Annotated in this window: 23 protein-coding genes and 2 pseudogenes; 11 read left to right on the top strand and 14 right to left on the bottom strand. The window is 75.8% G+C overall.

What is annotated here, in order from left to right; all coding sequences use genetic code 11:
• Window positions 1-182 precede the first annotated feature (182 nt).
• A complete protein-coding gene (locus ACZ56B_RS21295) occupies window positions 183-797 on the bottom strand; it encodes a TetR/AcrR family transcriptional regulator (protein WP_468792651.1) in 615 nt (204 codons plus the stop codon).
• 257 nt (window positions 798-1,054) lie between these two features.
• Complete coding sequence (locus ACZ56B_RS21290; protein WP_468792646.1) at window positions 1,055-1,714, bottom strand: MmyB family transcriptional regulator; 660 nt, start codon at window positions 1,712-1,714, stop codon at window positions 1,055-1,057.
• A gap of 223 nt (window positions 1,715-1,937) precedes the next feature.
• Between ACZ56B_RS21290 and ACZ56B_RS21285 the strand changes: the two genes are divergently transcribed.
• The 3 genes from ACZ56B_RS21285 (at window position 1,938) to ACZ56B_RS21275 (ending at window position 3,616) form a co-directional block, all read left to right on the top strand.
• The gene (locus tag ACZ56B_RS21285) at window positions 1,938-2,594 is read left to right on the top strand and encodes a helix-turn-helix domain-containing protein (protein ID WP_468792642.1); all 657 of its coding nucleotides are present in this window, start codon (window positions 1,938-1,940) and stop codon (window positions 2,592-2,594) included.
• A gap of 30 nt (window positions 2,595-2,624) precedes the next feature.
• Window positions 2,625-3,164, top strand: a complete 540-nt coding sequence (locus ACZ56B_RS21280) for a toxin-antitoxin system, toxin component (protein ID WP_468792807.1) — start codon at window positions 2,625-2,627, stop codon at window positions 3,162-3,164.
• Between the two features lie 215 nt (window positions 3,165-3,379).
• Window positions 3,380-3,616, top strand: coding sequence for a hypothetical protein (locus ACZ56B_RS21275; protein ID WP_468792637.1), 237 nt, complete (start codon window positions 3,380-3,382; stop codon window positions 3,614-3,616).
• Window positions 3,617-3,688: 72 nt separating this feature from the next.
• Here the strand turns inward: ACZ56B_RS21275 and ACZ56B_RS21270 are convergent, their stop codons facing one another.
• From ACZ56B_RS21270 to ACZ56B_RS21260, 3 genes are all read right to left on the bottom strand, one after another.
• The gene (locus ACZ56B_RS21270) at window positions 3,689-4,366 is read right to left on the bottom strand and encodes a 4'-phosphopantetheinyl transferase family protein (RefSeq protein WP_468792633.1); all 678 of its coding nucleotides are present in this window, start codon (window positions 4,364-4,366) and stop codon (window positions 3,689-3,691) included.
• Window positions 4,363-5,220, bottom strand: a complete 858-nt coding sequence (locus ACZ56B_RS21265; RefSeq protein WP_468792629.1) for a metallophosphoesterase family protein — start codon at window positions 5,218-5,220, stop codon at window positions 4,363-4,365. Before ACZ56B_RS21265 ends, ACZ56B_RS21270 begins: the two co-directional genes overlap by 4 nt.
• Window positions 5,221-5,476: 256 nt before the next feature.
• A complete protein-coding gene (locus tag ACZ56B_RS21260; protein ID WP_468792625.1) occupies window positions 5,477-6,814 on the bottom strand; it encodes a 6-phospho-beta-glucosidase in 1,338 nt (445 codons plus the stop codon).
• Between the two features lie 414 nt (window positions 6,815-7,228).
• Between ACZ56B_RS21260 and ACZ56B_RS21255 the strand changes: the two genes are divergently transcribed.
• The 5 genes from ACZ56B_RS21255 (at window position 7,229) to ACZ56B_RS21235 (ending at window position 13,685) form a co-directional block, all read left to right on the top strand.
• Entirely contained in the window at window positions 7,229-8,635 is a 1,407-nt protein-coding gene (locus tag ACZ56B_RS21255) for a glycoside hydrolase family 16 protein (protein WP_468792620.1), read from the top strand.
• 712 nt (window positions 8,636-9,347) lie between these two features.
• Complete coding sequence (zwf, locus tag ACZ56B_RS21250; RefSeq protein ID WP_468792616.1) at window positions 9,348-10,964, top strand: glucose-6-phosphate dehydrogenase; 1,617 nt, start codon at window positions 9,348-9,350, stop codon at window positions 10,962-10,964.
• Window positions 10,961-11,896 (top strand): glucose-6-phosphate dehydrogenase assembly protein OpcA, encoded by a 936-nt coding sequence (opcA, locus tag ACZ56B_RS21245; RefSeq protein ID WP_468792611.1) that lies wholly within the window; start codon window positions 10,961-10,963, stop codon window positions 11,894-11,896. The genes zwf and opcA overlap by 4 nt, the downstream gene beginning before the upstream one ends.
• 314 nt (window positions 11,897-12,210) lie before the next feature.
• Window positions 12,211-13,095 carry a phosphogluconate dehydrogenase (NAD(+)-dependent, decarboxylating) gene (gnd, locus tag ACZ56B_RS21240; RefSeq protein WP_468792606.1) on the top strand — a complete coding sequence of 295 codons (885 nt, stop codon included), beginning with the start codon at window positions 12,211-12,213 and terminating at the stop codon, window positions 13,093-13,095.
• Between the two features lie 5 nt (window positions 13,096-13,100).
• Complete coding sequence (locus tag ACZ56B_RS21235; RefSeq protein WP_468792601.1) at window positions 13,101-13,685, top strand: histidine phosphatase family protein; 585 nt, start codon at window positions 13,101-13,103, stop codon at window positions 13,683-13,685.
• 48 nt (window positions 13,686-13,733) lie between these two features.
• Here ACZ56B_RS21235 and ACZ56B_RS21230 read toward each other — a convergent pair whose 3' ends face one another.
• The gene (locus ACZ56B_RS21230) at window positions 13,734-14,180 is read right to left on the bottom strand and encodes a PPOX class F420-dependent oxidoreductase (protein ID WP_468792596.1); all 447 of its coding nucleotides are present in this window, start codon (window positions 14,178-14,180) and stop codon (window positions 13,734-13,736) included.
• A gap of 91 nt (window positions 14,181-14,271) precedes the next feature.
• Between ACZ56B_RS21230 and ACZ56B_RS21225 the strand changes: the two genes are divergently transcribed.
• Window positions 14,272-15,501: a serine hydrolase domain-containing protein gene (locus ACZ56B_RS21225; protein WP_468792592.1), complete on the top strand. Its 1,230-nt coding sequence runs from the start codon at window positions 14,272-14,274 to the stop codon at window positions 15,499-15,501.
• Between the two features lie 24 nt (window positions 15,502-15,525).
• On the opposite strand, the gene ribA is transcribed toward ACZ56B_RS21225, so the two are convergent.
• Window positions 15,526-16,185 carry a GTP cyclohydrolase II gene (ribA, locus tag ACZ56B_RS21220; RefSeq protein ID WP_468792588.1) on the bottom strand — a complete coding sequence of 220 codons (660 nt, stop codon included), beginning with the start codon at window positions 16,183-16,185 and terminating at the stop codon, window positions 15,526-15,528.
• Window positions 16,186-16,233: 48 nt separating this feature from the next.
• On the opposite strand from ribA, the gene ACZ56B_RS21215 reads away from it, so the two are divergent.
• Complete coding sequence (locus tag ACZ56B_RS21215; RefSeq protein WP_468792583.1) at window positions 16,234-17,049, top strand: creatininase family protein; 816 nt, start codon at window positions 16,234-16,236, stop codon at window positions 17,047-17,049.
• Window positions 17,050-17,210: 161 nt separating this feature from the next.
• On the opposite strand, the pseudogene ACZ56B_RS21210 reads toward ACZ56B_RS21215, so the two are convergent.
• The 5 genes and pseudogenes from ACZ56B_RS21210 to ACZ56B_RS21190 form a co-directional block, all read right to left on the bottom strand.
• Window positions 17,211-17,948, bottom strand: a pseudogene (locus tag ACZ56B_RS21210) (lysylphosphatidylglycerol synthase transmembrane domain-containing protein); the annotation flags it as partial.
• A gap of 167 nt (window positions 17,949-18,115) precedes the next feature.
• On the bottom strand, window positions 18,116-19,180 hold the full coding sequence (locus ACZ56B_RS21205; RefSeq protein ID WP_468792579.1) for a class I SAM-dependent methyltransferase: 1,065 nt from the start codon (window positions 19,178-19,180) through the stop codon (window positions 18,116-18,118).
• Complete coding sequence (locus tag ACZ56B_RS21200; RefSeq protein ID WP_468792575.1) at window positions 19,177-20,358, bottom strand: glycosyltransferase family 4 protein; 1,182 nt, start codon at window positions 20,356-20,358, stop codon at window positions 19,177-19,179. The genes ACZ56B_RS21205 and ACZ56B_RS21200 overlap by 4 nt, the downstream gene beginning before the upstream one ends.
• Window positions 20,355-20,753: a 6-pyruvoyl trahydropterin synthase family protein gene (locus tag ACZ56B_RS21195; RefSeq protein ID WP_468792571.1), complete on the bottom strand. Its 399-nt coding sequence runs from the start codon at window positions 20,751-20,753 to the stop codon at window positions 20,355-20,357. Before ACZ56B_RS21195 ends, ACZ56B_RS21200 begins: the two co-directional genes overlap by 4 nt.
• A 279-nt stretch (window positions 20,754-21,032) precedes the next feature.
• Window positions 21,033-22,010 carry a zinc-dependent alcohol dehydrogenase gene (locus ACZ56B_RS21190; RefSeq protein WP_468792566.1) on the bottom strand — a complete coding sequence of 326 codons (978 nt, stop codon included), beginning with the start codon at window positions 22,008-22,010 and terminating at the stop codon, window positions 21,033-21,035.
• Window positions 22,011-22,118: 108 nt separating this feature from the next.
• Here ACZ56B_RS21190 and ACZ56B_RS21185 point away from each other — a divergent pair, with 108 nt between their 5' ends.
• Window positions 22,119-22,895 carry a CDP-alcohol phosphatidyltransferase family protein gene (locus ACZ56B_RS21185; protein WP_468792562.1) on the top strand — a complete coding sequence of 259 codons (777 nt, stop codon included), beginning with the start codon at window positions 22,119-22,121 and terminating at the stop codon, window positions 22,893-22,895.
• Window positions 22,896-23,040: 145 nt separating this feature from the next.
• On the opposite strand, the gene ACZ56B_RS21180 is transcribed toward ACZ56B_RS21185, so the two are convergent.
• Both ACZ56B_RS21180 and ACZ56B_RS21175 read right to left on the bottom strand, forming a co-directional pair.
• Window positions 23,041-24,267 (bottom strand): MDR family MFS transporter, encoded by a 1,227-nt coding sequence (locus ACZ56B_RS21180; RefSeq protein WP_468792557.1) that lies wholly within the window; start codon window positions 24,265-24,267, stop codon window positions 23,041-23,043.
• Window positions 24,264-25,742, bottom strand: a pseudogene (locus ACZ56B_RS21175) (ABC transporter permease subunit); the annotation flags it as partial. The pseudogene ACZ56B_RS21175 and the gene ACZ56B_RS21180, both read right to left, overlap by 4 nt.
• Window positions 25,743-25,835: the final 93 nt, after the last annotated feature.

The following is a 25,835-nucleotide window of genomic DNA, read 5'->3' as shown; positions in this document are numbered from 1 at the left end:
CCCCCCCCCCCCCCCCCCCCCCCCCCCCCCCCCCCCCCCCCCCCCCCCCCCTCCCGCCCCCCCCCCCCCCCCCCCCCCCCCCCCCCCCCCCCCCCCGGCCGGGTGGTGCGCGCCGCCCCCGTCCCCACGGTGCGGCGCGGCCGGTCCGCCGCCCGGTCATCCCGTGGGCGGCGGCCCGGGTCTCATCGGAGGCCGAGGGCCGGCAGTACGGCGGCCTCCACGAACCGGAGCAGGTAGTCCGGGTCGGCGTTGCGCCCCTCCAGGACGGGCCGGACCCGCAGCACGCCGAAGATCTGGGCCGGGATGTGCTCCAGCGCCGGGTTCCCGGCCTCGACCTCCCCGCGCTCGACACCGCGCCGGACGATCTCCCGCAGCGCGGCGGTCTCCGGCTCGACCAGCGCCTCGCGCAGCGCCCGTGCCAGTTCGCGGTCCTGAAGGACCGCGTGCCCGAGCGCCTGGAGCAGCGTGGTGTCCTTCACCGACCACTGCCCCGCGCGCCGCGCCGCCTCGCGCAGGTCCCCGGCGAGCGTCCCGGTGTCGATGCCGGCGAGCCGGGCCCGCCGGCTGGCGCGCAGGGCCGCGGCGACGAACCGGGGTTTGGTCCGCCACTGCCGGTAGAGCGTGGACTTGCTGCACCGCGTGCTGGCGGCGATCCCGTCCATGGTGACGGCGTCGTAGCCGCGCTCGCGGATCTGGTGCAGTACGGCGTCGAAGAACTCCCGCTCGCGCTCGGGCGTGATCCTGGAGCGGCGCGGGGTGCCGACCGGTTCGGCCCGGTCCGCGGTCTGCGACGTCATCGGCCCGCCCTTCCTCGCCCCGGTTCCCCGCGTCCCTTGTCCTCTCGGCGGCGAGTGCGCCGCCCCGGGGTGTGCGCCCCGGCGCGCCCCGCCCACCGGTACGGCAGTGTACCGATACGGGAACGTATCGGTACACCACCGTATCGGTACGGGTGCGTACCGATGGGGACGGCACCGGCCGCCGCGGTCCTCCCGGTCCGGTCGCACCCGCGCCGCCCGCCGGGGGTGTGCGCCCGCGCCGGCGCGGCGCGTGCCGCTCAGTCGGCGGCCGGGACCACCCTGAGGTGGGAGGCGGCGCGGCGGGCCCGGCGGCCGCGCGCGGGGGCCCGGCGCGCCTCGTGCAGGACCAGCGTCAGCCGGGTGCAGTCCATGCCCGCCAGGGTCCTGGTGGTCTCCGCGAGGACCCGGCAGTCGGTGGCGCCCCAGCGCGGGTCGGGGTGCAGCAGCGGTCGCACGGCGCCGTCGTGTTCGGCGGCCTGCTCGCCGACGACCCGCAGCCAGTGCGGCAGACCGTGCCGGTAGGCGGCCTCCATGATCGGGTCCTGGGCGATGTCACGGCGGATGGCCTGCAGCCCGTGATCGTGCCCGTACCGCTCGACGGACTGGGCGAAGTGGGCCAGCATCGGCAGGCACCAGCTGGACTCGTGGTCGCCGAGGACCGTGGCGGCGTCCGGGTGGAAGAGGACGAACCGGAGGAAGTTGTCGGTCGGCAGGGCCGTCGGATGCGGTTCGACATCTCGGAAGAGTGTCCGGAAAGCACTGTTGGTCAGCAGCACGTCCCAGCGGTGGTCGACCACCAGGGAGGGGAAGGGCACGGCTTCGAGGAACACGGCGTAGTCCGCCAGATAGGCCCGGGTCTCGGGAGTCCCGTGGGCGGGCCGCGGTGCCGGCCGCTGCCCTCCTGCCTGATAAGTCATCGGGAGGTCACCCCTCTTGCCTGTGCGGCCCTGACGCGGCGCCCCGATCCTCCAGTCCCGACGCGCGGCATGTCAACTATCGTGGCATTCCATGCCGGTTGACGGCTGGAATTGGCCACAGTTGTGGCGAGACCTGGATGTGAGTTCGAACCACCGGCTAGTCTCCGTGAAGTTCACGGCAACCGTTTGTGAGAAGCCTGTGAGAGACGTAGGAGATCTGTCGGTGACGGGTGGCTTCGAGGGTCCGGGCACCGCGCCGACGACCGCGCTGCCGGCCGTCGTCGCCCGCGTCACCGCACTCGCCGACCGGCTCGGCGTACCGCACGCCGAGGTCTTCGACGTCGGCCGGCTGTCCGCCGCCTCCGGTGTCCCGGAGTCCGTGGTCAAGGCACTGCTGAGCGGCCGGCCCGCGGGCGAGCCCGATGTGCAGGCCCGGTTCGTGCAGCGGCTGGACCTGCTGCGCCGCACCCGCCTGAAGCCGAACGGCCGCAGGTACACGCAGCAGGAGATCGCCGACGGCGCGGGCATGTCCCGGCAGCAGGCCGGCGCCCTGATCAACGGCGACCGGCGCCCCACCATGGAGCACTGCGACGCCATCCAGCGGTTCTTCCGGGTGCACGCCGGCTTCCTCACCGCCGAGGACCCCGAAGCGCTCGCGAGCGCGCTCCAGCACACCGAGCAGGAACTGCTGCAGAAGCTCGCGGACCGCGAGCGGGAGGCGGCCGCGGCGGCCGCCGACCCGCTGGAGCGGCTGCTGCAGGACCACGGGGTGCGCGGGATCGCGTGGCGGGCCGCCCAGCTGCCCACCGACCAGCACCGCGACAAGGTCGCCGAGTGGCTGGACATGCTCCTGGAGAACGTCCAGCGGCCCGAGTCGTGACCGGGGAGAACTGTGGGCATCGGTAGGGAAATGCGCCGCCTGTGCGGTGAGCTGGTGGCGGAACTGACGCTCCCCGTCCCGGCCCGGCCCGCCGACCTGTACGCCGCCCTGTGCGACGGGATGAGCAGGCGCCGCGGCCGGCCCGTGCAGTTCCGTACGGCCGCGTTCCCGCCGGGGACCGCGAGCGGGCTGTGGCTCGACATGGCGGACCGGGACCTCGTCGTGGTCGAGGAACGCACGGCCCCCGACCACCAGTTGGTGATCCTGGGCCACGAGCTGTGGCACATGAAGGCCGGGCACTGCGGCCGTCACCTCCAGGGCGCCGAGGTCGCGACGCGCTTACTCGGCGAGGAGACCGACGAGGAGACCCTGCGGGCGACCGTCCTGAGGGTCGCCGCACGCACCCGCTTCGACCTCGCCGACGAGAAGGAGGCCGAGGCCTTCGGTCTGCTGCTCGCCAGCAAGTGCCGCACGTGGCTCGCCGGTTCGTCGCTGCGGGGGCCGGTGCAGCGGGATCACCTGGCGGGCCGGATCGAGGCGTCGCTGGGTTACCTGGGCCCCCAGGGCTGAGGCGGCGTCCGCGGACGCGGCAGGCGGGCGCGCCGGTTCCGCGCCCCGGCGCGCGAGGCTCCTCTCCCCCACTTCCCCTTCGCCGTCCCTCTCCGCCGGGCGGGCGGAGAGGGGCGGGGCGGAACCCGGTTGTCAGTGGCGGGCGGCAAGCTGGAGGCGCGCCCCCTCCGTACGGGGCGCGGGGACCACGACCACGACACGGGGAGAGCCGAGCGATGCCCAGCGCCGTACTGACCGACCGCGAGCGCACCGCCGTCCAGGCCTATCTGCGGCTGCTGCACACGGTGCGCGCCGCCTTCGACGCGCCGTCCGGCCCGCCGGACGCCCCGGGGCCCCCGGTCGTGCCGCCCGCCGTCCTCGCCGAGGCGGAGGCCGCCCTGGCCAGGGCGGGGCTGACCGGCGCCGAGGAGGAGTTCTTCCGCATGGTGCGGGACTGGTGCCCCGGGTCGTGACCGGCCGGCCCGGCAAAGCCGCCGGCCGCACCCGGCCGGCGGGCCGCGGACGGTCGCCGGGACACGCCGCGGTCAGCCCCGCGGTACCGCGACCGCCGTCGCGACCAGTCCCCCCTCGGCGGTCCAGCGGCCGTCGAAGTGGCCGACGCGGCGGTCGCCCACCCGGGGGCCGGGGACGAGCAGCGCGGCCCGGAAACCGCCGCGGGTCCGCTCGCCGGGGTCGGTGAAGAGGTCGATGTCGGCCTCGTCGAAGTCCAGCCACTTCCCGGTGAGCGGGAACCACGCCTTGTAGACGGACTCCTTGGCGCTGAACAGCAGCCGGTCCCAGTGCACCGCGGGGCGCTCCCCGGACAGCCGCCCGATCCGCTCCGCCTCCCCGGGCAGGGACACGGCGGCCAGGACGCCCTCGGGCAGCGGCGCGTGCACCTCGGCGTCGATGCCGAGGGAGGCCAGGTCGGTGGCGCGGACGAGAGCGGCGGCGCAGTAGCCCTCGCAGTGGGTCATGCTGCCGGCCAGCCCGTCCGGCCAGACCGGGGCCCCCCGCTCGCCGGGCAGCACGGGCCGTGCGGGCACGCCGAGCTTCCGCATGGCGCGGCGGGCGCAGGAGCGTACGGCGGTGAACTCCCGGCGGCGCTTGGGCACCGCCCGCGTCAGCAGCGCCGCCTCCTCGGGGTACAGCGGGGCGTCGGTGCCGTCGTCGCCGTAGGCCTCCACGGCGACCACCGTCCGCGGCAGCAGTTCCTCGATCACCGGTCGCCCTCCTCCCGGGGCAGGATCCTGCGCGGTCTGCCCGGCGGCTGCTTCCGCTTGCGCCACTCGCGGGGATAGCCCACCGACACCTCCTCGAAGCGGACGCCGTCCTGCCAGGTGGTCCGCGGGATGTGCAGGTGGCCGTAGACCACGGCGCGGACGTCGAACCTGCGGTGCCAGTCGTCGGTCAGCGTGGTGCCGCACCACAGGGCGAACTCGGGGTACCACAGGACGTCCGTGGGGTGCCGGTGCAGCGGGTAGTGGTTGACGAGGACGAGGGGCAGGCCCTCCGGCAGTGCGGCGAGCCGGCGTTCGGTCGCGGCGACCCGGGCCCGGCACCAGGCCTCCCGGCTCGGGTACGGGTCGGGGTGCAGCAGGTGCTCGTCGGTGCAGACGACGCCGGTGCCGTGCGCGTACGCCAGTCCCTCGTCCTTGGTGGCGCACCCGGCCGGCAGGAACGAGTAGTCGTACAGCAGGAACAGCGGGGCGACGGCCACCGGGCCGCCGGGGCCGTCCCAGACCGGGTAGGGGTCCTCGGGGGTGATCACGCCCAGTTCGCGGCACTGCTCGACGAGGTGCTCGTAGCGGGCGGCGCCGCGCAGGGTGACGGTGTCGCTCGGATGGGTCCACAGCTCGTGGTTGCCGGGCACCCAGACGACCCGGGCGAACCGGCCGGAGAGGGTCTTGAGCGCCCAGCGCACGTCCTCCACGGTCTCCGCCACGTCACCGGCCACCAGCAGCCAGTCCCCGTCCGACTCGGGCCGCATCCGTTCGACCAGGGCGCGGTTCTCCTCGTAGCCGATGTGCAGGTCGCTGATGGCCCACAGGTGCCCGCCACCGGTCCCAGCCGTCATCCGTCGCCCCTCCAGCGATCGCGAACGACACCACGAGATCACATCCGCGCCCGCGGGACAAGGAGGAACCGCCGTCGTGCGCACCACCGGCGGCTTCCGGGGGGCGCGGGCCGCGGCGGGTCCGGCCCGCCGACGAACTCGTCGGAGAGGGCCGGGACTTGGAAAGCCCGGAAGGCACGGAGGGCCGGGGGCCGGGTCGGCCCGCCGCCGGCACGGGGGCGGGCCGGCCGGTCCGGAGCGGGTGTTCCCGCGCGGGTCAGGTGAGGTAGGCGAGGCCGGGGTGGACGGCGGTGTAGCCGTCGACGAGCCGGCGGGCCACGTTCACGGAGTCGACGAGCGGGTGCAGCGCGAACGCCTTGAGCGCCGCGGCGCGGGAGCCGGACTCGGCGGCGGCGAGCACCGCGCGTTCGGCCGCCTTGACGGCGCACACCAGGCCGGTGGCGTGGTCGGGCAGCGGGCCGGCGGGGACGGGGTGCGCGCCGCTCGCGTCCACGCGGCAGGGGACCTCGACGACGGCCTCCGCGTCCAGCGGCGCGAGGGCGCCGCGGTTGCGGACGTCGAGGACCAGGGTGGTGCGCTCGTCGCGGGCGATGGCCCGCATCAGGGCGAGGGCCACCTTCTCGTAGCCGCCGGACAGGTCCTCCTCCTCGCGGTCCCCGGCGCCGGCGGTCTCGCGGTTCTCGGCCATGTAGGTGGCCTCGCGTTCGGCGCGGGTGCGGTTCCACAGTTCCAGTGCCGGGACGCCGGGGTCGTCCGCCGCGGCGTAGAACCGGGCCTGCTGGTCGAGCAGGAAGGCCCCCCGGGTCCGCCCAGCCCGCCGGGCGGACTCCACCGCCTCCCGGGTGAAGTAGTAGTAGTGCAGGTACTCGTTGGGGATCGCGCCCAGGGACCGCAGCCAGTCGGCGCCGAAGAGCCTGCCCTCCTCGAACGAGCCGAGCAGGTGGGGGTCGGCGAGCAGGCGCGGCAGTTCGTCGCGGCCGGCGACGCGCACCGCGCGCACCCAGCCGAGGTGGTTGAGGCCGGCGTAGTCGATCCACGCCTCGCCGGGGTCCACGCCGAGCACCCGGGCGATGCGGCGGCCGAGGCCCACCGGCGAGTCGCAGATGCCGATGACGCGGTCGCCCAGGTGGCGGGACATGGCCTCGGTGACCAGGCCGGCGGGGTTGGTGAAGTTGATGACCCAGGCGTCGGGGGCGAGCCGGGCCACCCGCCGGGCGATGTCGACGGCGACGGGCACGGTGCGCAGGCCGTAGGCGATGCCGCCCGCGCCGACCGTCTCCTGGCCGAGCACGCCCTCGGCGAGCGCGACCCGTTCGTCGTGCGCCCGGCCCTCCAGGCCGCCGACGCGCAGGGCGGAGAAGACGAAGTCGGCGCCGCGCAGCGCCTCGTCGAGGTCCCCGGTGGCGGTGACGTCCGGGGCGTCGGGCACCGCGGCCGCCTGCTCGGCCAGGACACGGGTGATCGCGCGCAGCCGGGCGGCGTCCGGGTCGTGCAGCACGACCCGGGTCACCCGTCCCTCGGCGCGGTCCCCGAGCAGCGCCCCGTACACCAGCGGCACGCGGAATCCCCCGCCGCCCAGAATCGTCAGCCTCACCTCTGCACCCTTCCGCGGCACCGCCCGGTCACCGGCCCGGACCGGGGTGCTGTCGACCGGCACCCCGACGACCTTACCCGCGGCGCCCGGCGCACCGGCTCGTCACCGGCACCGGGCGGGGACCGGCCGGGTCCGACGCGCGCCGGCGCCACCGGGTGCGGGCGCGCCGGCCACGGCCTCCCCGCGCACCGACGGGCGCGGGCCGCCCGGCCCCCGCCGCGGCGCGGTTCCGCCCCCTCGCGTCCTTCATGAGGTGAACTCCCGCCGCCGGCAAGGACTTTCCCGGTCACACCTCTTGACGACGGAAGGGCCGCGGAGCACATTGGCGTCACTCTGAGAGCGCTCTCAGGACATGGGTCCGCGCTCCCGGCGCACTCCCCGCCCCGATCCTCCGCATCCGAGAGGCCTCCCCACATGAGCGACCCCTCCGGCACCCCCCGCACCTCCCGCAGACCCCGCCCCGTGCGGCGGGCGCTCCTCGCCGTCGTGAGCACGCTGGGCCTCGCGGCGGCCGCCGCGACCGCCGCCGCCCCGGCCGCGAGCGCTTCCGCGCCGCCTCCCCCCTCGGGCTGGAACCAGGTCTTCGTCGACGACTTCGAGGGCCCCGCGGGCAGCGGCGTCGACACCTCCCGCTGGCAGTACGCGACCGGCAAGGGCTACCCGGGCGGCCCCGCCAACTGGGGCACCGGCGAGATCGAGACGATGACGTCCAGCAGGGACAACGTCTCCCTCGACGGCAACGGCAACCTCCGCATCACCCCGCGGCGCGACGCCTCGGGCAACTGGACCTCCGGCCGCATCGAGACCAACCGCACCGACTTCCAGCCCCCGGCGGGCGGCAAGCTGCGCGTCGAGGGACGCATCCGGACGCCCGACGTGAGCGGGGCCGCCGCCAGGGGCTACTGGCCGGCGTTCTGGATGCTGGGCGCGCCCTACCGGGGCAACTACTGGAACTGGCCCGCGGTCGGCGAGCTGGACATCATGGAGAACACGCAGGGCAACAACACCGTGTTCGCCACCATGCACTGCGGCACCGCGCCCGGCGGTCCCTGCAACGAGAACAGCGGCATCGGCGGTTCCACCACCTGCCAGGGCACGACGTGCCAGGGCGGCTTCCACACCTACCGGATGGAGTGGGACCGCTCCACGAGCGTGGAGGAGATCCGCTTCTCCCTCGACGGCCACACCTTCCACACCGTGCGGGAGAACCAGGTCGACGCGACCACCTGGTCGAACGCCACGGACCACGGCTTCTTCATCATCCTCAACGTGGCGATGGGCGGCGGGTTCCCCGACGCCTTCGGCGGCGGCCCGGACGCCGGCACCCGGCCCGGCCACTCGATGCTGGTCGACTACGTCCAGGTGCTGACCTCCGGGGGCGGCGGCACCACGCCCCCGCCGACCGGGAACCGCGACGCCTACGGCACCATCCAGGCCGAGTCCTACGACGGCCAGTCCGGCACGATGACGGAGACGACGTCGGACACCGGCGGCGGCCAGAACGTCGGCGCGCTGGCCAACGGCGACTGGCTGCACTTCAAGGGCGTCGACTTCGGCTCCACCCCGGCGCGCCAGTTCTCCGCGCGGGTGGCGAGCGGCGCGGCGCCCGGCGTCAGCGGCCTGGTGGAGGTGCGCCTGGACAACCGGGGCAACGCGCCCCTCGGCAGTTTCGCGGTGGGCAACACCGGCGGCTGGCAGTCGTGGCGGACGGTCCCGGCGAACATCGGCCCCGTCACGGGCACGCACGACGTCTACCTGACCTTCACCAGCGGTCAGCCGTCGGACTTCGTGAACGTCAACTGGTTCACCTTCGGCCGCTGAGCGTCCCCGCACCGGTCTCCCCGGCCGCGGAAGGGGCCCCACGCGTGCGTGGGGCCCCTTCCGCGTGTCCGGGAGCTTCGCGGCGCCCGGGACGGCGACGACGCACCGCGCGGCGGGACGGACCGGGCGACGGCATGACCGGCGCGGTTCCGCGGTACTCGCCGCTGAGCGAGAAGGGTGGTGATCGAGATCGTCCGGGACGACCGGCGTGCCGGCCGGCACCGGGAACGCTCCGGCCGTCCGCCCGGCGCCCGCACGGCCCCGCGCTCACCCGTCGGGGTGGACCGGTGTCCGGGGCGCCGGCTCCGACCGTGCGGGCCCGCGTTGCGGTCGGAGCCGGCGGGGGGCCGACGTGGTACCGGTTCACAGGTGACGCGGGGACGCACCGGCCCCGCCGGACACCTGCACGAGGAAGCCCCCACCTCCGCGCGCGGTCGAGGCGGCCGCGGGAAAGAAGACGATCACAGTGACCGAAGCACCCGTGAGCGCGGGAGCACCGCGGCGACCGGCCGACGAGGATGCGCCGGTCCAGCCCACCCGTCCGGCGGGCCGCCCCGGTGCGGCGCCCCGTCCCGGCGTCCCCCTTCCCCGTCCCCCCTCGCCGGTCGCGGACCGGCAAACGGCTGAATCCGGCGCGCCGGGACACCCGGTACGGGAAGGACCTGCTCGACGCGGTGACGAAGTCACCCCACAGCATGGGAGCTGACGCGGAATGACCGACGAGACCACCGAACCGCGGGCCGGCACCGCGGCGGCCGGGGAGCGGAAGGCGCCCCGGACCGGCGCGGCGCTCCGTGCCCCCGCGGCCGGCTGGGCCAACCCCCTGCGCGACCCCCGCGACCGCCGCCTGCCCCGCATCGCGGGGCCGTCGGGCCTGGTCATCTTCGGCGTGACGGGCGACCTGTCGCGCAGGAAGCTGATGCCGGCCGTGTACGACCTCGCCAACCGCGGCCTGCTGCCGCCGGGCTTCTCCCTGGTCGGCTTCGCCCGCCGGGACTGGGAGAACCAGGACTTCGCCCAGGTGGTCCACGACGCGGTCGAGGAGCACGCTCGCACCCCCTTCCGCGAGGAGGTCTGGCAGCAGCTCGCCGAGGGGATGCGGTTCGTCCCGGGCGACTTCGACGACGACTCGGCCTTCAAGCAACTGCGCGCCTCCATCGAGGAGCTGGACGCGTCCCGGGGCACCAGCGGCAACTACGCCTTCTACCTCTCCGTGCCGCCGCGGTTCTTCCCGAAGGTCGTGCGGCAGCTGAGGAAGCACGGACTGGCCGACGCCCCCGAGGGGTCCTGGCGGCGCGCGGTGATCGAGAAGCCCTTCGGCCACGACCTGCGGTCCGCCCAGGAGCTGAACGCGATCGTCCACGAGGTGTTCGCCCCGGAACAGGTCTTCCGGATCGACCACTACCTGGGCAAGGAGACGGTCCAGAACATCCTGGCGCTGCGCTTCGCCAACCAGCTGTTCGAGCCCGTCTGGAACCGGTCCTACGTGGACCACGTGCAGATCACCATGGCCGAGGACATCGGCATCGGCGGCCGGGCCGGCTACTACGACGGCATCGGCGCCGCCCGCGACGTCATCCAGAACCACCTCCTGCAGCTGCTCGCGCTCACCGCGATGGAGGAGCCCGCCTCCTTCGACGCGGACGCGCTGCTCACCGAGAAGCTGAAGGTCCTGCGGGCGGTGAGGCTGCCGGAGGACCTCGGCCGGGACACCGTGCGCGGGCAGTACACCGGTGCCTGGCAGGGCGGCGCGAAGGTGCGCGGGTACCTGGAGGAGGAGGGCATCGACGCCTCCTCCACGACCGACACCTACGCGGCGGTCAAGCTGGGCATCGACAACCGCCGCTGGGCGGGCGTCCCCTTCTACCTGCGCACCGGCAAGCGGCTGGGCCGCCGGGTCACCGAGATCGCGGTGGTCTTCCAGCGGGCGCCGCACTCCCCCTTCGACACCACCGCCACCGAGGAGCTGGGCTCCAACGCCATCGTGATCCGGGTCCAGCCGGACGAGGGCGTCACCGTGCGGTTCGGCTCCAAGGTGCCGGGCACGTCGATGGAGATCCGGGACGTGTCGATGGACTTCGCCTACGGCGAGTCCTTCACCGAGTCCAGCCCGGAGGCGTACGAACGGCTGATCCTCGACGTCCTGCTGGGGGACGCCAACCTCTTCCCCCGTCACCAGGAAGTGGAGGAGTCCTGGAGGATCCTCGACCCGATCGAGGAGTACTGGGCGTCGCACGGCAGGCCGGCCCGGTACGCCTCGGGCAGCTGGGGACCCGCGGAAGCCGACGAGATGCTCGAGCGAGACGGACGGAGCTGGCGCAGGCCATGAAGATCGATCTGACCGACACCACGGCGAGCGAGATCAACAAGGCGCTGGTGCGGGGCCGCCGGGCCATCGGCACGCCGGCCGTGGGCATGGTCCTCACCCTGGTCATCGTGACGGACGAGGAGAACGCCTACGACGCGATCAAGGCGGCCGAGGACGCCTCGCACGAGCACCCCTCGCGCACCCTGGTCGTCATCAGGCGGAACGCCCGCACCCCGCGCGAGCGCACCCGCTCCCGGCTGGACGCGGAGGTCCGCGTCGGCTCGGAGGCGGGCACCGGCGAGACGGTAGTGCTGCGCACCTACGGCGAGGTCTCCGAGCACGCCGACTCGGTGGTGCTGCCGCTGCTGCTCCCGGACGCCCCGGTGGTGGTGTGGTGGCCGGTCGACGCCCCGCTGGACCCGGCGAGGGACCCGCTGGGCGCGCTGGCCCAGCGCCGGATCACCGACCTGTACGCGGTCGAGGACCCCGCGGAGGTCCTGGAGGCGCGCACGCGCTCCTACGCGCCGGGGGACACCGACCTCGCCTGGACCCGGCTGACGCCGTGGCGCTCCCTGCTGGCGGCCGCCCTGGACCAGGCCCCGGTGACGGTGACCTCGGCGGCCGTGGAGGCCGAGGCCGACAATCCGGCCGCCGAACTGCTGGCGCGCTGGCTGGAGGCGCGGCTGCGGATCACCGTCGACCGGGTGGTGACCGACGGGCCGGCCGTCACGGCGGTCCGTCTCGGCGCCGCGGACGGCGAACTCGTCATCGACCGTCCCGAGGGCCCGCTGGCCACGCTGTCCCTGCCGGGCCAGCCGCCGCGCCGGATGGCGCTGAAGATCCGCGCCACCTCCGAACTCATCGCGGAGGAGCTCAGGCGTCTGGACGCGGACGAGATGTACGCCGTCGCCCTGCGCGGCGAGGCCGGCGAGGAGGTCCCCGCCCGTGCCTGACGCCCCCGAGCCGACCCGGCGGGCCGCCCCGGAGGACCACCGCGCGGACCCGCCGCCGCGGCCCGGTCCGCGCGAGCCGTTCGCCGCCGGCCCGTCGGCGCCCGGCCGGCCCGGCGCCCCGTACGCGCACGAGGTGCCCGTGCGGGGCGCGGTCCGGGACGCCGGCTCCTCCGGCCGGCGGGGCGCGGAACCGGGCGGGGTCCCCGCCCGGCGCGTCGGGCCCGTCCCCGCCGAAGGCCCCCGGGTCTTCGGCCGCCGCCCCGTCCACGGCCGCGCCGGTGGCCGCCTACCGCGAACTCAGGGAGTGAACTGACATGCAGATCGGTCTTGTTGGTCTCGGCAAGATGGGCGGCAACATGCGGGAGCGCCTCCGCAACGCCGGCCACACCGTCGTCGGCTACGACACCGACCCGGAACGCTCGGACGTGGGCCACCTGTCCGACCTGGTCAACCGGCTCGACAGGCCCCGCGCGGTCTGGGTCATGGTCCCCGCCGGATCCGTCACCCAGCAGGTCATCGACCAGTTGTCGAGCCTGCTCCGGCCCGGCGACGTCGTCGTCGACGGCGGCAACTCCCGCTGGACGGACGACGAGAGGCACGCCCGGGAGCTGGGCGCCCGGGGCATCGGCTTCGTCGACGCGGGCGTCTCGGGAGGTGTGTGGGGACTGAAGAACGGCTACGCCCTGATGGTCGGCGGCGACCAGGAGCACGTGGACCGGCTGCGGCCGGTCTTCGACGCGCTCAAGCCGGAGGGCCCGTACGGTTTCGTGCACGCGGGCAGGGTCGGTGCGGGCCACTTCGCGAAGATGGTCCACAACGGCATCGAGTACGCCATGATGCAGGCCTACGCCGAGGGCTGGGAGCTGCTGGAGAAGGCCGACTCGGTGGACAACGTCCGGGAGGTGTTCCGTTCCTGGCAGGAGGGCACCGTCATCCGCTCCTGGCTGCTCGACCTCGCGGTGAACGCCCTCGACGAGGACGAGCACCTGGAGCGGCTGCGCGGTTACGCCGAGGACTCCGGTGAGGGACGCTGGACGGTGGAGGCCGCCGTCGACCACGCCGTGCCGCTGCCGGCGATCACCGCCTCGCTGTTCGCGCGGTTCTCCTCCCGCCAGGAGGACTCGCCGCAGATGAAGATGGTCGCGGCGCTGCGCAAGCAGTTCGGCGGCCACGCGGTCGAGTCGGTGAGGAAGGCGTAGCGGTCGTGGGGGACCTGCTGCTGGCCCGGCACGGCGAGACGGAGTGGAGCCGGACGGGCCGGCACACCGGCCGGACCGACCTGCCGCTGACCCCGGACGGTGAGGCCCAGGCCAGGTCCCTCGTCCCGCTCCTGGCGGGCCAGTCCTTCGCGCTGGTCCTCACCAGCCCGCTGGTCCGCGCCCGGCGCACCGCCGGACTCGCCGGCCTGGCCGGGGCCATGCCGGAGCCGGACCTGCGGGAGTGGGACTACGGCGGCTACGAGGGGATCACCACCGCGGACATCCGCCGCACCCGGCCCGGCTGGGACCTGTGGTCCGACGGCGTGCCCCCCGGCCCGGACCTCCCCGGCGAGTCGGTGGAGCAGGTGGGCGAGCGCGCCGACCGGGTGCTGGACCGGGTGGCCGGGGCGCTCGGCGAGGGCGACGTGATGCTGGTGGCCCACGGCCACCTGCTCCGCGTGCTGACCGCCCGCCGCCTGGGCCTGCCGCCGGTCGAGGGGCGCCTGTTCCGCCTGGAGACGGGCACGCTGAGCCGGCTGTCGCTGGAACACGGCAGGCCGGTGGTCGCGGAGTGGAACACCCGGCCGTGAACGCCGGCCGCGGCCGGCGGCCCGCCGGGCGCCCGGCGCGGCGGGGGCCTACGACCCGCCGCGCCGCGGGATCCCGTACGCCCGCTCCACCCGCAGCCGCAGCACCAGCCGCCGGTCGCGGACCATCGCGGCGCGGTAGTCGTCCCAGTCGGGGTGCTCGCCGCTGACGTCGCGGTACAGCCGGACGAGTTCCTCCACCGTCTCGTCGTACGGGTCCCCGGCGACCGCCGTGAACTCGGCGGTGCCCTCGGCGACCGTGTAGGCCCACCGGTCGGGGGTGGTGACGTGGTAGGACACCCGCGGGTCCCGCCGCGCGTTGCGGGTCTTGGCCCGGCCGTCCGTGACCGAGACGCGCACGACCCGCTCGTCGGGGTAGTACGCGTGGTTGACGTTCGACAGCTGGGGCCGCCCGTCGCGCTTCAGCGTGACGAGCACGCCGCTGTTTCCCTCGGAGAGCAGCGAGAGCAGTGCGTTCCGCTCGGCGTCCTGAGTCATACCCCGGTCAACGCACCGCGCGGGGTCCGCGTTCCCGACGGCGCCCGCGGGGGTACGCGGGCCCCGCGGGGAGCGCGATCGGAGGAGAGCGATGGCGGCGCTGGCACGGGAGACCGAGCCGGACGAGGCGGGACTGGACCCCGGGGCCCTGGAGCGCCTGGACCGGCACTGCGCGCGGTGGGTCGACGAGGGGCGGCTGCCCGGGTTCCTCGTCGCCGTCGCCCGGGGCGGGCGGGTCGCGCACCTCACGGCGTACGGGGCGCGGGACGTCGCGGCCGGGCTGCCGGTCCGCAGCGACACGCTGTGGCGGATCTACTCCATGACCAAGCCGGTGGTGTCCGTGGGCGCGCTGACGCTGGTGGAGGAGGGACGGCTGTCGCTGGACGATCCGGTGGGGCGGCACCTGCCGGCCTTCGCCGCGCCCCGGGTGTACGAGGGCGGGTCCGGCGCCGGCGTGCGGACCCGGCCGGCCGCCGGGCCCCTGCTCGTCCGGCACCTGATGACCCACACCGCCGGGCTGACCTTCGGCTTCTACCACGCCCACCCCGTGGACGCGCTGTACCGGGCGGCCGGGCTGGAGTCGTCGGCGGTGCCGGGGGACTCGCTCGCCGAGGCCGTCGACCGGTACGCGCGCCTTCCGCTGCAGTTCGACCCGGGGACGCAGTGGAACTACTCGGTCGCCTCCAACGTGCTGGGGCGGATCGTCGAGGTGGTGTCCGGGCAGCCGCTGGACGCCTTCCTCGCCGAGCGGGTCCTTCGGCCGCTGGGGATGGCGGACGCCGGGTTCCAGGTCACCGACGAGCAGGCGGGACGGCTCGCGGAGCTGTACGGGGAGACGGAGGACGGGGGCATCGAGCCCGTCGCCGGGCCACCGCTGCGGGGACGGCCCCGGTTCCTGTCCGGCAGCGGGGGGATGGTGGCCTCCGCGCGCGACATGCACCGGTTCACGGAGTTCCTGCGCCGGCGCGGCGAACTCGACGGCGTGCGGCTGCTCTCCCCGCGGACCGTGGACCTGATGACCCGCAACCACCTCCCCGGCGGCGCCGATCTGCGCGCCTTCGGCAGCCGCCCCGCGCACGACGACCCCGGCAACGACGGCGTCGGCTTCGGGCTCGGCGTCTCGGTCGTCGTCGACCCCTCCCGCACCCGGGACCCGGCCGGCCCGGGCACGTACGGCTGGAGCGGGGTGGCCACCACCACCTTCTGGGTCGACCCGGGCCGCGACCTGACCGTGCAGTTCTACACGCAGGTGCGGCCCAGGTCCCCCGGTCCGGTGTTCGGGGACCTCAGACGGCTGGTGCACGACGCCGTGGCGGACTGAGCGCGGGCGCGGCCCGCGGGCCGGTCAGGACCAGTGCGCCACCGCGTCGAGGTGGGGCAGGTGGTGGTCGAGGCGTTCCCGCTTGGTGCGCAGGTAGGTGATGTTGTTCTCGCACGGCGGTATCAGCAGCGGCACCTGCTCGGCGACCCGGATGCCGTGCCGCACCAACGCCTCCCGCTTGCGCGGGTTGTTGGACATCAGCCGCACCGACCGCACGCCCAGGTCCCGGAGCATCCCGGCGGCGACGGCGTAGTCGCGGGCGTCCACCGGCAGGCCGAGGGCGAGGTTCGCCTCGACGGTGTCCAGGCCCTCCGCCTGCAGGGCCATCGCCCGCAGCTTGGCGAGCAGTCCGATGCCGCGGCCCTCGTGCCCCCTCAAGTAGACGACCACGCCCGCTCCTTCGGCGACGACCGCGCGCAGCGCCGAGGCCAGCTGGTCGCCGCACTCGCAGTGCTGGGAGCCGAAGGCGTCGCCCGTCAGGCATTCCGAGTGCAGCCGGACGAGGACGTCGTCCGCGCCGATGTCGCCGTACACCAGGGCCACTTGTTCGTCACCGCGGTCGTGGTCCAGGTAACCGACGGCCTGGAATTTCCCGTACACGGTGGGCAGCGGCGCATTCACGACGCGTTCCACACCGCTCCGCTGCGGAGCCTTCTTGCCGAGCACGCCTACTTTTTCTGTCATGATTCTCGAGTTCCTCAGTCCTGAGCGGAGACGAAAGGCCGTGACGATATGGGTGGTTCGCAAAAGCGGTCGGCGGCGTACGGCCCGGAGTACGGTCTGCTGCCGACGGACACTACGGAGGATGTACGGACGCGGGGCGCCTCCGTCTCACGGCAGGTCGCGGTCCTTCCCGTCGGGAGTTACGAGCAGCACGGTCCGTTCCTGCCGCTGGCGACCGACACCCTGGTCGCCTGCGCCGTCGCGCGGGAGATCGCCGACGCGTATCCGGTGCACCTCCTTCCGCCGGTGACGATCTCCTGCTCGCACGAGCACGCGGCCTGGCCGGGGACCGTCTCCCTCTCCTCCGTGACCCTTCACGCGGTGGTGCGGGACATCGCCGACTCGCTGCGCCGGTCGGGCGTGGACGCCCTGGTGCTGGTCAACGGGCACGGCGGGAACTACGTCCTCGGCAACGTCGTCCAGGAGGCCTCCGCGCGCGGCGAGCGCACGGCGCTGTTCCCGGCCCCGGAGGACTGGGAGACGGCGCGGCGGCGGGCCGGTGTGGTCACCTCGCTGCTCACCGACATGCACGCGGGGGAAATCGAGACCTCCGTCCTTCTGCACACTCATCCCGAATTGCTCCGGCCCGGTTACGAGACCTCCGATTCGGTCGCGGACGACCGGCGTCATCTGCTCTCCCTCGGCATGGCCGCCTATACCGATTCCGGTGTCATCGGCCGTCCCTCGCTGGGTTCGGCGGAAAAGGGGAAGAAACTGCTGGCGAGCCTGGCGGATTCCTTCGGCGCGTATTTCTCGCTGCTGACCTCCGAGGCCGGCGCGGCGGACACGGCGGCCGGCTCGGCGGACGACGGCGGGCGCGGGTAGGCGCCCCGCCGCGCGCCGGGTGACGCGGCGGCGCTCCGGGCCCCGGCGCGCCGCCCCGCGCGCCGGCGGACGACGAGCACGACCGCCCCGGGCAGGCTCGCCGCGAGACTGAGCGTCCCGTAGACCACCGCGACGGCGAGCCCCTGGCCCGCCCCGAGCCCGGCGGCGCCGAACGCCCAGGCGGTGACGCCCTCCCGGGGCCCCCAGCCGCCGACGTTCAGCGGCAGCGCCATGGCGAGCAGCGCCAGCACGGCGAGCGGCAGCAGCTCGGCCACGGAGGCACCGGCCCCGGCGACCCGGGCGGCGAGCACGAACATCGCGACGTAGCCGGCCAGCACGACGGCGGAGGAGGCGAGGACACCGGGCGCGCTGCGCCGGGAGAACAGCCCTGCGCGCGCCTCGGCGAGCATCCCGCGCGGCACCCGGCCGCGGCGCGCCGGCGCCCGGTTCATGCGCAGGGCGAGCACGACGGCGCAGGCGCCCAGCGCGGCCAGGGCGGCCGGCCCGGCGGCGCTCCGGACCCCGTCCCGCACCGGGGACGGCGCCGTCAGCAGCACCGCGCCCCCGGCGGCGAACAGCGCGAGCTGCCCGGCGGCCCGCTCCAGGACCACCGCCCGCACCCCGCGCCCCAGGTCACCGGCGCTCCGCCCGTGCCGCACCGCCCGGTGGACGTCGCCGAGGACGCCTCCGGGCAGCGCCGCGTTGAGGAACAGGGCCCGGTAGTAGTCGGCGACGGCCGGGCCGAGCGGCAGCCGGATCCCGATGCCCCGGGCCACCAGCGCCCAGCGCCAGGCGCTGAAGACGGTGGTCACCAGCCCGATGCCGAGCGCCGCGAGCAGCGTCGGCCCGTCGATGCGGCGCAGCCCCTCCAGGAAGGCGCCGGTGCCCAGGCGCCACACCAGGACCGCGAGCAGGACGGCCCCGGCGAGGGTGCCGAGGCGGGCGCGCACCGCACGGCCGGTGAGGCGGGCCGGCAGGCCGCGGGGGGCGGCTCCGCCCGGCGCGGCCGGTACGGGGGCCCCCGCCCCGGCGGTCCCCGTACCGGCGGGGCGGGCCGTCCGCACGCTCACGCGGCCCCGTCCACCGGCCGGCACAGGGCGAGCAGGTCGCTGTGGTGGACGACGGCCCGCAGCTCCCCCGCCGCGCAGGCCGCCAGGCGCTCGGCCAGGTAGCGGTCGGCGCGCTCCGCCAGCGCGGGCCGCTCCTCGACCGCCGCGCCGACCCAGCCCCGCAGCCACTGCGCGGTCAGCTCGGCCTGCCCGGGGCCGAGCCGCCAGGGGCTGGGGTTCAGCCGTACCGTCGCGCCGTGCTCGCCGAACGCCTCCGCCGCCACCGTGACCGCGTCCGGGCCGAGCAGACCGCCCCGGCGCTGGTGGGCGTTGAACGCCTCGGTGATCTCCTCGTCCATCGGGTGCGGCGCGGTCAGCTCCACGCGTCCGGCGACGGACAGCGTGAGCAGGGCCGGGCAGCCGGCTCCGGCGCAGGCGGCGGCGAGGACCCCGACCTCCTCGCGGGTGAGGACGTCGAGCAGCGCGGACGCCGTCACCAGGGAGGCACCGGCCAGCGCGTCCGCGGTGAGCCGGGCGACGTCGCCGCGCCGGGTCTCGACGGTGACGCGGCTGCCGTCGGCGGCGGAGCGCGGGGAGGCGACGGCGGCGAAGTGCAGCAGGTAGGGGTCGCGGTCGTGCAGGACCCAGTGCTGGGCGCCGTCCAGGCGGGGCGCGAGCCAGCGGCCCATCGAACCGGTGCCGCACCCGATGTCGTGGACGACGAGGCCGCCGGCCCGCCGCGGCAGGTTGGCGAGCCGGATGCGCAGCGGGTCGATCAGGTCGTGCGCGCGGGCGGCGGCGTCGGCGGGCTCGCGCAGCCGGAGCCACTCGGGCGCGTAACGGGGCGGCTCCCCGGCGCCCTCGCCCTCCCGGAGCGCCCCGCCCTCGCGCAGGCGCAGGGTGCCCTCCTCCCCCGGGCCGGGCGCGGGACCGGCGCCGGGGATGACGGAGTACCGGGCGGCGGTGTCCTCGGGCGCCGTGCCGTCCCCCCGCCGGCCGGTCCGGCCCTCCGCGGCGTCCCGGGGACCGGGCCGGGCCGGAACCGCGCCGCCGTGCCGCGTGGTGGTCGCCGGTTCGGTCATGCCGCCCTCCGGGGTCCGGCCGGGAGCCGGCGCAGGACCGCGGCCAGGCTCTGCGCGGTGCTCGCCCAGCCGCCGAGCGCGGCGCGCCGGCCGCGGGCGGCGGCCTTCAGCCGGCGCCGCACGTCGGCCTCGCCGAACCAGCAGCGCAGTTCGGCGGCGAGGGCCGCGGGGTCCTCCGGCGGGACGAGGATGCCGGGCACGGAGCCGTCGGGTGCCCGGCCGACCGCCTCGGGCAGCCCGCCGACGTCGGTGGCCAGCACCGGGATGCCGCGTGCCAGCGCCTCGGTGACCGCCATGCCGTACGTCTCCGCGTACGAGGTGAGGACCATCAGGTCGGCGGCGGCGTAGCTGGCGTCGAGTGCGGCGCCGGAGCGGGGTCCCGCCAGCTCCAGCCGGTCCTCGAGGCCGTGCCCGCGGATCCGGGCCCGCAGCTGGTCGACGTAGTCGGGGTCCTGGGTGATCCGGCCGACGAAGGTGCAGGTCCACGGCAGGTCGGCGACGGACGCCAGCGCCTCCACCAGCCGGTGCTGCCCCTTGCGCGGTGTCACCGAGGCCACGCACAGCAGCCGGGACACCCCGTCGGTGCCGGGCGCCAGGGGGGCGATGTCGGCGCCGGGGGCGGCGACGTGCACCCGTTCGGGGGCGAGGCCGTGGTGGGAGACCAGGCGGCGCGCCGCCCAGTCGCTGGGGGCGACGACGGCGGACACCGCCCGCAGCACCGCCCGCTCGCGGGCGTCCAGTTCGGCGGCCAGGGCGGCCTCCAGCCCGGTCTCGTCGCCGAGCGGGAGGTGGACCAGGACGGCCATGCGCAGCCGTTCCGCCTCCGGGACGACGATGTCGGGGACCCCGCAGGCGACCAGCCCGTCGAGCAGGACGACAGCGCCGTCCGGCAGTTCGCGCAGGGTGCGGGCGAGCCGGGCGCGGGCGGCGGAGTCCGGGCGGGGCCAGCCGCCGGCCACGGCGTGCCGGGCGACCTGCCAGCCGAAGCCGGGCAGGTCCAGGCACACCCGCCGGTCGTAGGCGTTGCCGCCGCTCGGCGCGGCCGGGTCGTCGACACCGCCCGGCATCACGAAGTGCACCGTGCGCAGAGACATGGGGATGATCCCGTCGTTCCTCGGGTGGGACGCCTGCCGGGGCACGTAGCCCAGGCGGGCCCGGTCGATGGTCGTGTCGGTCACAGGGCACGCTCGTAACTCGCCCAGGCGACGTGCGACTCGTGCAGCGTGACGGTGATGCCGGCGATGCCCTGGGCGTTCTCGCCCAGCGCCCCCTTGTGGATGCGTTCGGCGAGGCGGTCGGCGACGACCTTGGCCAGGTACTCGGTGGAGGTGTTGATCCCCGAGAAGTCGGGCTCGTTGTCGAGGTTGCGGTAGTTCAACTCGCCGACGACGGCCGCGAGTTCCTGCGTGGCCAATCCGATGTCGACCACGAGGTTGTCCTCGTCCAGCTGTTCGCGCCGGAAGGTGGCGTCCACCAGGAACGTGGCCCCGTGCAGGCGCTGGGCCGGTCCGAAGACCTCGCCGCGGAAGCTGTGGGCGATCATGATGTGATCGCGGACGGTGATGCTGAACAACGGACGACCCTCCAGGTGCGGCGCGTCTGTCCCCCGGCCGGTCTCCGCCGGGGATGCCGTGTAGTACGGCCGGGTTCCTTCCCGTGTTCAGTGCCCCCGCCGTCTTTTCTCAGGTCAGGCGTACGCCTTTTCTCAGGCCAGGCGTACGCGCGTCCCGGACCGGGCCCGCGGTCGCCCCGGACCGGGCGTGCGCGCGTCTCCCGCGGCGAGGGGGGCGCCGCGCCGGGGGGCGTACGGGCACGGCAGCCGGAGGGGAACGGTGCGCCGTCCCCTTCCGCGTCACGGGGTGCCGTACCGGATGCGGTGGCACAGGGCCGGGAGCGTCCCGGAGGCGAGCTCCGGCAGGACGCCGGGCAGGTCCTCGAAGGCGGACTCGCCGGTGACGAGGGCGTCGAACGCGGGGTCGGCGAGCAGGTCGAGGGCGAGGGCGAGCCGGTCGGCGTAGCTGCGGTTCGCGCGGGCCGGGGAGACCGTGCCGACCTGGCTGCCGCGGACGGTCAGCCGCCGCGAGTGGAAGGCCTCGCCCAGCGGGAGGCTCACCTTCCGGTCGCCGTACCAGCTCAGTTCGACGACCGTGCCCTCGGGGGCGAGCAGTTCCAGGGCCCGGCCCAGCCCCTGCTCGGTGGCGCTGGCGTGCACCACCAGGTCGCACTCGCCGAGCGCGTCCCCGGGGAGGGCGAAGCCGACGCCGAGCGCCCCGGCGGTCCTCTCCCTCGCCGGGTCGGCGTCGACGAGCTGGACGCGCACCCCGGGGAAGCGGGCCAGCAGCGCGGCCACCGAGCAGCCGACCATGCCGCCGCCGACGACGGCGATCCGGTCGCCGACCAGCGGCGCCGCGTCCCACAGCGCGTTGACGGCGGTCTCCACGGTGCCGGCCAGCACCGCCCGTCCGGCGGGCACGCCGTCCGGGACGGGCGTGACGGCGCTCGCCGGGACGACGTAGTGCGTCTGGTGCGGGTAGAGGCAGAAGACCGTCCGGCCGGTGAGCTCCTCGGGTCCCTCCTCCACCACCCCCACGTTGAGGTAGCCGTACTTCACCGGCCCCGGGAAGTCGCCCTCCTGGAACGGCGCCCGCATGGCCGCGTGCTGGCTCTCCGGCACCTCGCCGCGGAAGACGAGCGTCTCCGTGCCGCGGCTCACCCCGGAGCAGAGCGAGCGCACCAGCACCTCGCCCTCGCCCGGAGCCGGCAGGCCGACCTCGCGGATCACCCCTCGTCCGGGCGAGTCGAGCCAGAACGCACGGGCGGTGCGGTTCATCGAGGTCCTCCTGAACGATCGGAAAGCTGCGCGCGTACCGAGGGGTGCACAGGCCGCGCACAAGGTAGCGGCGTCGATCGACTCTGTCACACGGCCGGAGGGTGTTCGGTGGCCCTGAACAACAGTTACGACGCGAGGCTCGTCCAGCAGGAGACCGCCGTGGGGGCGGGCGTGCAGATCCTGCTGCTGGCCCTGATCGGCACGGCGGTCGGCATGGGCCCGGCGGGCTGGCTGACCGGCCTCGCGTTCGCGGTCGCCACCTGGGCGGTGCTCTCCCGGGCCCTGCACCGGTCCCGGCCGCGCTCCTTCGGCGCGGCCAACCGGGTCACCCTGGGGCGGGCCGCTCTCGTCGGCGGTGTGACGGCGCTGGTCGCCGACTCCTTCCAGGACTCACCGCCCGTCTCCCTGCTCGTCGGCCTGACCGCCGTGGCGCTGATCCTCGACGGCGTGGACGGGAAGGTGGCGCGCAGGACCGGTACGTCGACCCCGCTGGGCGCCCGCTTCGACATGGAGGTGGACGCGTTCCTGATCCTGGTGCTGAGCGTGTACGTGGCGACGGCGATGGGCCCGTGGGTGCTGCTGATCGGCACGATGCGGTACGTCTTCGTCGCGGCGGCGCGCGTGTGGCCCTGGCTGACGGCGCCGCTCCCGCCCAGCACGGCCCGCAAGACGGTGGCCGCGCTCCAGGGCGTGCTGTTGCTGCTGGCGGGCGCGGACCTGCTGCCGCACGCGGTCGGCGTCGGCGTGGTGGCGCTGGCGCTGGGGCTGCTGGTGTGGTCGTTCGGACGCGATGTGCGGTGGCTGTGGCGGACGTCGCGGGTGCGGGCGGAGGGCCCGGCCGCCGCCGGGGTGGGGGAAGGCGCGCGGGAGCTGGTCGCCGGGTGACGCGCGGCGGCCGGGCGGGGCGTGGACGGGACGGGGTGGGACCACTGGGCGGGGCCGCGGGACGGGACGGGGCGAGGCCGCTGAGCGGCGTGCGGGACGAGACGGGACGAGACGGGACGAGGCGGGTGAGCGGGGTGCGAGGCGGTCACGGGCGCCTCGGCAGCAGTCCCGCCGCCAGCGCCGTCACCGCGGCCAGCGCCAGCCACGGCACCGCCGGCGGCAGCCCCGCGTCCAGCAGTGTCCCGGTCGCCGAGCTGCCGAGCAGGACGATCAGGCCGGAGACCGAGGACAGCGCCCCGGTGTAGAGGCCGAGCCGGCCCTCCTCGGCGAGGTCGGGCACCCAGGCGCGGGCCACGGGCACGACGAGCATCTGGCCGAGGGTGAGCAGGACGACGAACCCGGCCGCGGGCACCAGCCCGGCGGCCCCCGACCACCCGGCGGGACGCGCCGCCGCCACGACGGCGAAACCGGCCGCGACGAGCAGCAGGCCGGCCGCCATGGACCGGCGCATCGCCAGCCGCTCCCCCACCCAGCGGGTGACCGGCAGCTGCGCGGTCACCACCAGCAGCGACGACAGCGCGAACAGCCAGGCCAGCGCGGTCTGGGAACCGGTGGCGCGCTCCACCTCCCGGGGAAGGGCGAGGTACAGCTGGTTGTAGGCGAGCAGATGAGCGCCGTAGGCGCAGCACAGGCCGAGGAAGGGCCGGTTGCGCAGCACCAGCCGCAGTCCGCCGCGGACCGGGACGCGGTCCCGTCCCGGTACGCGCTGCGGCAGCAGCAGGGCGTGGCCGGCGAGCACGAGCACGAAGACCCCGGCGCCCGCCAGGCACGCGATGCGGAAGTCCACCGCCAGCAGCAGCGCCCCCAGCAGCGGCCCCGCGAACGCCCCGGCCTGTCCCGCCACGGTGAACAGCGCCAGCACGCGGGTACGGGACCCGCCGCCCGCCTCCTCCCACACCACCGCCTGCCGGGCCACCTCGGACTCGACGGCCGGGGAGAACAGCGCGGCGGCGAACCCGATCAGCACCACCGCGCAGATCACCGCCCAGGTCCGCTCGGCGTACCCCAGCCACACGAACCCGGCGATCCGCAGCGCGCACCCCGCGAGCACCACCGGCCGGATGCCGTACCGGTCGGCCAGCGCCCCGCCGACCACGAACAGCCCCTGCTGGCTGAACGTCCTCAGTCCCAGCACCAGTCCGACCAGCCAGCCCGCCATGCCCAGGGCCTGGCCCAGGTGCGCGGCCAGGAAGGGCAGGACGGCGTAGAAGCCCAGGTTGAAGGCGAGTTGGGTGAGGATCAGCAGCCGCAGCAGCGGCGAGAGCCGGGAACGGCCCGGCGCCTTGAGCGCGTTGGCGGACAGAGCGGTCACCGTGCTGCCTCCACTGGTTCCTTCGGTGCCTTCGGTGCCTTCACGAGCGGGGACGGGTGTGCGGGCGCCGCCTCGGACGTGCGGTCCCGCGGTCCGCGCCGCCGCCCCGGCCACCGCACCCCGCCCGCCGCGGTCACCGCGAGCGCCCCGAGCAGGGAGAGGGCGGCGGCCGGGGCGAGCACGGCCCAGGGGGCGCGTTCGGCGTAGGGCTGGTTCTCGGCGAGGAGCAGCCCCCATTCCGGCGACGGCGGCTGGGCGCCGAGGCCGAGGAAGCCGAGGGAGGCGAGGGCGAGGGCGATGCCGGGCAGCCGCAGCAGCGCGTGGCGGACGACCGGCGGCAGCACGGCGGGCAGCAGGTGGCGGCGGAGCAGGTGCCGGCGGCTCGCGCCGAGGCCCCGGGCGGCCGCGACGTGCCCGGTGGCGCGCTCCTGGAGCAGCAGGGCGGAGGTGTGCGCGGCGAGCGGGGTCCAGGCGACGGCGGCCACGGCGATCGCGGGGGTGGCGGCCCCGCCGCCGACGGCGGCGGTGACGAGCAGCGCGCCGAGCACCGGGGGCACGGCGTTCACCGTGTCGGCGAGCGGCCCGGACAGCCGGGGCAGCAGCCCCAGCAGCGCCCCGGCGCACAGGGCCGCGGCGCTGATGCCGAGGGCGAGCAGCAGGGTGTCCAGGGCGCCGTGCCCGACCCGGGCGAGCAGGTCCCGGCCGAGGGCGTCGGTGCCGAACGGGTGGGACCAGGAGGGCGGCCGGAGCCGTTCGGCGGTGTCCAGCGCGAGCGGGTCGCGGGGCAGGCCGAGCACGATCACGGCGAGCAGGATCCCGCCGTGGACCAGGGGCTGGAGCCGGCGGGCCGGCGGGGCCGGCCGGTGCAGGGAGGGCAGGGCCCCGTCGCTCAGGGCGGGCCCGGTGAGGAGCCGGGCCGCGAGCCGGCAGGTCCCGGAGGCGACGACCGCGAGCAGGACGAGGACGAGGGTGCCCGTCCGGAGCACGGGCAGGTCCTGGGCGAGGGCGGCCCGAAGGGTGGTGCGGCCGAGGCCGGGGATGTCGAAGACCTGCTCCACGGCGACGGCCCCGCCGGTCAGGCCGACGACGAACAGCCCGAGGTTCGGCAGCAGCGCGGGCACGCAGCGGCGCACGGCGCGGCGGGCGACGCGCCGGGCGGGCAGCCCCTGGGCGGCGGCGGCCCGCGCCCAGGGCTCTGCGAAGGCGCCGGGCAGCAGGTCGTCGAGCAGGCGCCCCAGCACGGCCCCGGCGGGCAGGCCGAGGGCGAGCGCCGGCAGCACCGTCCACCGCGGCCCGTACCAGCCGAGGGCGGGGAGCCAGCCCAGCTGCACCCCGACGACGGTGGCGAGCACGGAGGCGACGAGGAACTCAGGCAGCGCGGCGAGCACGGCCGACCCGCCGCCCCCGGCGCGCCGGCCGGCGAGCCGCCGCCGCGGCCCGAGGCGGAGCGTCCGGGCGCAGACGAGCGCGGCGGTGGGGGGGGGGGGGGGGGGGGGGGGGGGGGGGGGGGGGAGGGGGGGGGGGGGGGGGGGGGGGGAAGTGGGCGCAACCGCGCCCCCCGGCGCACC

It is taken from the genome of Streptomyces sp. NPDC034670 (genome assembly GCF_055574875.1).
This window is presented reverse-complemented; position numbering and strand designations above follow the sequence as displayed.

Excerpts from the sequence above, each read along its gene's own strand:
- ACZ56B_RS21190 (WP_468792566.1), bottom strand. The coding sequence starts at position 22,010 with ATGAACCGCACCGCCCGTGCGTTCTGGCTCGACTCGCCCGGACGAGGG.
- ACZ56B_RS21295 (WP_468792651.1), bottom strand. The coding sequence starts at position 797 with ATGACGTCGCAGACCGCGGACCGGGCCGAACCGGTCGGCACCCCGCGC.
- ribA (WP_468792588.1), bottom strand. The coding sequence starts at position 16,185 with ATGACAGAAAAAGTAGGCGTGCTCGGCAAGAAGGCTCCGCAGCGGAGC.
- ACZ56B_RS21255 (WP_468792620.1), top strand. The coding sequence starts at position 7,229 with ATGAGCGACCCCTCCGGCACCCCCCGCACCTCCCGCAGACCCCGCCCC.
- ACZ56B_RS21215 (WP_468792583.1), top strand. The coding sequence starts at position 16,234 with ATGGGTGGTTCGCAAAAGCGGTCGGCGGCGTACGGCCCGGAGTACGGT.
- ACZ56B_RS21265 (WP_468792629.1), bottom strand. The coding sequence starts at position 5,220 with ATGACGGCTGGGACCGGTGGCGGGCACCTGTGGGCCATCAGCGACCTG.
- ACZ56B_RS21230 (WP_468792596.1), bottom strand. The coding sequence starts at position 14,180 with ATGACTCAGGACGCCGAGCGGAACGCACTGCTCTCGCTGCTCTCCGAG.
- ACZ56B_RS21290 (WP_468792646.1), bottom strand. The coding sequence starts at position 1,714 with ATGACTTATCAGGCAGGAGGGCAGCGGCCGGCACCGCGGCCCGCCCAC.
- ACZ56B_RS21275 (WP_468792637.1), top strand. The coding sequence starts at position 3,380 with ATGCCCAGCGCCGTACTGACCGACCGCGAGCGCACCGCCGTCCAGGCC.
- ACZ56B_RS21205 (WP_468792579.1), bottom strand. The coding sequence starts at position 19,180 with ATGACCGAACCGGCGACCACCACGCGGCACGGCGGCGCGGTTCCGGCC.
- ACZ56B_RS21280 (WP_468792807.1), top strand. The coding sequence starts at position 2,625 with ATGCGCCGCCTGTGCGGTGAGCTGGTGGCGGAACTGACGCTCCCCGTC.
- gnd (WP_468792606.1), top strand. The coding sequence starts at position 12,211 with ATGCAGATCGGTCTTGTTGGTCTCGGCAAGATGGGCGGCAACATGCGG.
- ACZ56B_RS21225 (WP_468792592.1), top strand. The coding sequence starts at position 14,272 with ATGGCGGCGCTGGCACGGGAGACCGAGCCGGACGAGGCGGGACTGGAC.
- zwf (WP_468792616.1), top strand. The coding sequence starts at position 9,348 with ATGACCGACGAGACCACCGAACCGCGGGCCGGCACCGCGGCGGCCGGG.
- opcA (WP_468792611.1), top strand. The coding sequence starts at position 10,961 with ATGAAGATCGATCTGACCGACACCACGGCGAGCGAGATCAACAAGGCG.